Annotated in this window: 4 protein-coding genes and 1 pseudogene; 2 read left to right on the forward strand and 3 right to left on the reverse strand. The window is 70.6% G+C overall.

Annotated elements, in window-relative coordinates; genetic code table 11:
* A pseudogene (locus ACFDTC_RS15885) lies at nucleotides 1-563 on the reverse strand (23S rRNA (adenine(2503)-C(2))-methyltransferase RlmN); the annotation flags it as partial.
* Between the two features lie 122 nt (nucleotides 564-685).
* Entirely contained in the window at nucleotides 686-1,225 is a 540-nt protein-coding gene (locus ACFDTC_RS15890; protein WP_375259862.1) for an invasion associated locus B family protein, read from the reverse strand.
* Nucleotides 1,226-1,393: 168 nt separating this feature from the next.
* Here ACFDTC_RS15890 and ACFDTC_RS15895 point away from each other — a divergent pair, with 168 nt between their 5' ends.
* Entirely contained in the window at nucleotides 1,394-2,398 is a 1,005-nt protein-coding gene (locus ACFDTC_RS15895) for an asparaginase (RefSeq protein ID WP_375259863.1), read from the forward strand.
* On the opposite strand, the gene ACFDTC_RS15900 is transcribed toward ACFDTC_RS15895, so the two are convergent.
* The gene (locus ACFDTC_RS15900; RefSeq protein ID WP_375259864.1) at nucleotides 2,395-3,276 is read right to left on the reverse strand and encodes a LysR family transcriptional regulator; all 882 of its coding nucleotides are present in this window, start codon (nucleotides 3,274-3,276) and stop codon (nucleotides 2,395-2,397) included. The genes ACFDTC_RS15895 and ACFDTC_RS15900 overlap by 4 nt on opposite strands.
* A gap of 98 nt (nucleotides 3,277-3,374) precedes the next feature.
* Here ACFDTC_RS15900 and ACFDTC_RS15905 point away from each other — a divergent pair.
* Nucleotides 3,375-4,762, forward strand: a 1,388-nt coding sequence (locus tag ACFDTC_RS15905; protein ID WP_375259865.1) for a proton-conducting transporter membrane subunit, incomplete at its 3' end; no start/stop codon positions are given.

Consider the following 4,762-nt stretch of genomic DNA (forward strand, 5'->3'; position numbering starts at 1 on the left):
AGAAGGCGCGGGCCGTCCTCGCCGGTGCCGACGCCGTGCGTGGGCCATTCGTCGAGGTCGTCGCGCGCCAGCATGACCTGGCCGATGATCTCGGCCGCGGTCAGGTTGCGCACCAGCCGCTGGGTGCCGGTGTGACAGAACGAGCAGGTGAGCGTGCAGCCTACCTGGCTGGAGATGCACAGCGTGCCGCGCCCCTCCTCGGGGATGTAGACGGTCTCGACCTCGTGGCCACCGGCAATTCGCACCAGGTACTTGCGCGTGCCGTCGGCGCTGACCTGCCGCGAGACGATCTCGGGCAGGGCGATCTCGAACCGCTCGGCCAGCATGGCGCGGTAGGCCTTGGACAGGTTCGTCATCGCGTCGAAGTCGCGCACGCCCCAGTAGTAGATCCACTGCCACACCTGGTTCACGCGCATGCGCGCCTGCTTCTCCGGCGTGCCAGCCTCGACCAGCGCCGCCTGCAGGGCGGGCCGGGTCAGGCCGACAAGGTTCACCTTGCCGGTTTCGGGCGACTTGCGGGGAATGGTCACGACGTCCTGCGTGATCGGCGCGCTGGCGGACATGGCTCTGTCTCCGGAAAAGGAAGGCCTGCTCATACAGGATTCGGCGCGGAAACCAAAGCCCCCGCGCCGTCATGGCGGACTTGCGATTTGCGCGTGCCCTCGGCGCCCGCAGGCGCCGGGCGTCACGAGCTGCAGCGCTGCTCGGCGTCCTCGACCGCGGCGGTGAAGCCCAGCAGCGAGAAGGTGTCCTTCGTGGCCGTCCCGCGCGAGGACCGCGCCGACAGGACCGCGTCGGTGCCGCGCTTCATCGCGGTGACCATCTGCGCGTCGTCCTGCGGCGAGGCCGGCCAAGCCCACTCGCCCTCGGTGTACATCTCGAACTCGGTGCCGCCGATGTTGACGTTGACCGTCGACCCGGTCGCGAAGGGGTAGCCGCCGGTGAAGGCGACCTGGCCCGCCACGTCCGCCTCGGGGCGGAAGAACACCATCAGCAGGATCTCGCCGCGGGTCACGGACACGACGCGGCCGTCCTTGGTGTTGACGCTTTCCTTGAAGGTGGTCACCGCCCAGCATTCGCGCGGGTCCTGCCCTTCGAAGACCGACCAGTCGGTCATGGCGTCGACGCGATTGGTGCTTTCTTCCTCTTGCGCCGATGCGCTGCCCGCCAAGATCCCAAGCGCCGCCGCGCCTGCCACGATCGTCCGCCCGAACGCCGATATCATGCCTGCTGCCTCCAGCCTTTTGCTGCCGTGAAATTCCCGCGGGACGCGGTTGCGCCGCCCCGCGCGACGCGCGATGTTGCCCTCGCTCAACGGGGCGAACATTACCGCGAAATCGCGGCGAAACGAAAGCCCCGTTGGCGGATTATCGCCAGTTTGTGAGAGGCCCGCATGACCCGATCTCCCCACCCGCTCGTCGAGGTCCATCGCGGTCCGCTGGCCGAGAGCGTGCATGCCGGTCATGCCGTCATCTGTGACGCCGGCGGGGCGGTGCAGCAGGCCTGGGGCGACGCGGATGCGGTCGTGCTGCCGCGCTCGTCGGCGAAGATGATCCAGGCGCTGCCGCTGGTCGCATCGGGTGCGGCGGACGCCTTCGGACTGAACCGGCGGCAGTTGGCGCTGGCCTGCGCGTCGCACCAGGGCGCGCCGATCCATGTCGACGCGGTCAACGCCTGGCTGGCCGGACTGGGCCTGGACGACGATGCCCTGCGCTGCGGCGCGCAGGTGTCGCGCGACAAGGACCTGAAGCTGCAGATGATCCGCGACGGGCAGCGCCCGTGCCAGGTGCACAACAACTGCTCGGGCAAGCACGCGGGTTTCCTGACGCTGAACCGGCACCTGGGCGCGGGGGCGGAATATGTCGAACCCGACCACCCGGTGCAGCGCGCCTGCCTCGAGGCGTTCGAGACGGTGACGGACGAGACCAGCCCCGGCTTCGGCATCGACGGCTGTTCGGCGCCGAACTTCGCCGGCACGCTGACGGGCATGGCGCGCGCGATGGCGTGGTTCGCCACAGCACAAAGCCGCTCGGACGCGATGTCGAAGGGCGCGGCGCGCCTGGTCGAGGCGATGATCGCGCATCCCGAGATGGTGGCCGGCGAGGGCCGCGCCTGCACCCGCCTGATGCGCGCCGCGCGCGAGCCGGTGGCGCTGAAGACCGGGGCCGAGGGGTTCTTCGTCGCGATCCTGCCGCAGCGCGGCCTGGGCGTCGCGCTGAAGATCACCGATGGCGCGACCCGCGCGGCGGAGTGCACGATCGCGGCGATCCTCGTGCAGCTCGGCGTGCTCGACGCCGCCGACCCCGAGGTCAAGGCCTTCCTCAACCCCGAAATCCGCAACTGGCGCGGCATCCTGACCGGCGGGATCCGCCCCGCGCCCGGCCTTCTGGCGCTCTAGGGGAAAGCGGGCGCGCCGAGGCGCAGCAGGTCCTCGACCACCGGGTTCGGGAACCGGCGCGGCACGGTGATGGCATAGAACGCCTCGACGATGTCCAGGTCGAAGGGCACCGCGCGCAGCCGGCCCGATGCCAGTTCGTCCGCGACGACGACCTCGGGGGCGATGGCGAGGCCCGCGCCCTCGCGTGCCAGCAGGCGCACCATCGCCATGTCGTCCACCTCGGCCGCGATGCGCGGCGTGATCCCCATCCGCGCGATCAGGCTTTCGAAGCCGGTGCGGATCGGGCTTTCGGTCGGCAGGATCACCGGCTCGGCCGCCAGCAGGCTGCGCAGGTCCGGGTGGTCGACCCGTGCGGGCACGCCGAACAGGCCGACCTTCTGCTCGGCCAGCCTGTGGGCCACGATGCCCTCCAGCACGTCGCGCGCCGGCGGCTCGGTCGTCAGCACGACATCGAGGTCCAGGTCGCGCAACCCGTCCAGCAGCACCGCCGCCCCGCCCGAGCGCAGGATCACCTCGACACCGTCGCGGCCCAGGACCGGCCGCAGGAATTGCAGCTGGAAGTTCCGCGACAAGGTCGAAAGCGCCCCGACCCGCACAACCGCCCGCGGCGTTCCGGTTTGGGACAGCGTCGCCAGCAGCTCGTCCCCGACGCCGAAGATGCGGTCGGCGTGGTCCAGCGCGATGCGGCCCGCCTCGGTCAGCACAAGCCCGCGGCCCTGCCGGGTGAAAAGCGCGTGACCCAGACGCTCTTCCAGCTTGCGGATCTGCGACGACAACGCCGATTGCGACAGGTTCAACAGCGCGGCCGCCCGCGTCAGCGAGCCTTCGTGCGCGACGGCGCGGAAGTACCGCAGGTGGTGAAAGTTGAGATCAGCCATGTTTCTATTTTATCGAACGGTTTCTGCTGAACAATGTAATTTTCAAGAACGCTCTGCGCCGCTACATCCGTCGGAACGCTTTCGAGGGAGATCACCGCGTGTCGATCCTGACCTATCTGGCCCCCCTGGCCCTGCTGGCTGCGGCCGCATGGATGTGGTGGCGCCCGGCCGAGCGCGGCGACGACCGCCTGCGCATCCCCGAATACGCGGCGCTGATCGCGTTGGGCATCGGTGTCGTCATGGCCGCGTTGCTGATCGCCGACGGGCCGCAGAGCATCCACCTCGCCGGATCGGGCATCGGCGCGCGCATCGACCTGCTGAGCACCGCCATGACGCTGACCGTGTCCTTCGTCGGCTGGGTCGTGCTGCGCTTCTCGCGCACCGCGCTGGACGGTGAGGCGCGCCAGCCGCAATTCATGGCCGCGATGTCGCTGACGCTGGCCTGCGTGCTGCTGCTGGTGACGTCGGGCGGGCTGCTGCAACTGGTCGTGGCGTGGGGCGCCATCGGCCTGTCGCTGCGCTGGCTGCTTCTGTACTACGGTAACCGGCCGCGCGCGCGCCGCGCCGCGCGCAAGAAGGCCGTCAGCGGCGTGCTGGGCACCGCCGCGCTGGTCCTCGCGGCTTTCGCGCTGGCACGCGGCTTCGGCACCGCCGACATCGCGCAGATCAACGCCCTGGCGCGGGCCGAGGCCGCCCCCGCCGGGCTATGGTTCGCCGCCGCGGCGTTGGCGGTCGCGGCGATCTTCAAGTCCGCGCTGATCCCCACCCACGGCTGGCTGACCGAGGTCATGGAGGCGCCCACCCCCGTCTCGGCCCTGCTGCACGCGGGCGTCGTCAACGCCGGTGGCTTCCTGCTGATCCGCTTCGCCGACGTGTTGATCGCCACGCCTGGCGTGCTGGCGGTTCTGGCGCTGATCGGCGGCCTCAGCGCGCTCGTGGGCGCGGCGGTCGCGCTGACGCAGCCGACGGTCAAGACCGCGCTCGCGTGGTCCACCTGCGGGCAGATGGGCTTCATGGTGCTGCAATGCGGGCTGGCGCTGTTCCCGCTGGCTCTGCTGCACATCGTGGCGCACTCGCTCTACAAGGCGCACGCCTTCCTCGCCTCGGGCGGCGCGGTCGAGCAGGTCGCCTCGATCCGCAGGCCCGGGCCTGTCGCAGCGCCCAGCTTCGGCGCGGTGATGCGCGCCTTCGGCATCGCGCTGGCGATCTACGTGATCGTGGGCCTCGGCTTCGGCCTGACGGACAAGGCGGCGCAATCGGTCGCGCTGGGTGCGATCCTGGTCTTCGGCGTGGCCTACCTGATCGCGCAGGGCCTGGCCGATGCGGCACCCGCCGCGTTGACATGGCGCACGGCGGCGATGTCGGCGATCGCGACGGTGGCCTATTTCGGCTTCCAGTCGGGGATGACGGCGCTAGCGGGCGACAGCCTGCCGCCGCCGCCCGCGCCCGACGGGCTGGTCTGGGCGGTCATCGTGCTGGCGGTGGC

This window comes from Citreimonas sp. (genome assembly GCF_042096055.1).
In the GTDB taxonomy this organism is placed as follows: Bacteria; Pseudomonadota; Alphaproteobacteria; order Rhodobacterales; family Rhodobacteraceae; genus Citreimonas.

Bases quoted from the DNA above. Each gene is read 5' to 3' on its own strand.
- ACFDTC_RS15890 (WP_375259862.1), bottom strand. From the start codon at position 1,225: ATGATATCGGCGTTCGGGCGGACGATCGTGGCAGGCGCGGCGGCGCTT.
- ACFDTC_RS15895 (WP_375259863.1), top strand. From the start codon at position 1,394: ATGACCCGATCTCCCCACCCGCTCGTCGAGGTCCATCGCGGTCCGCTG.
- ACFDTC_RS15900 (WP_375259864.1), bottom strand. From the start codon at position 3,276: ATGGCTGATCTCAACTTTCACCACCTGCGGTACTTCCGCGCCGTCGCG.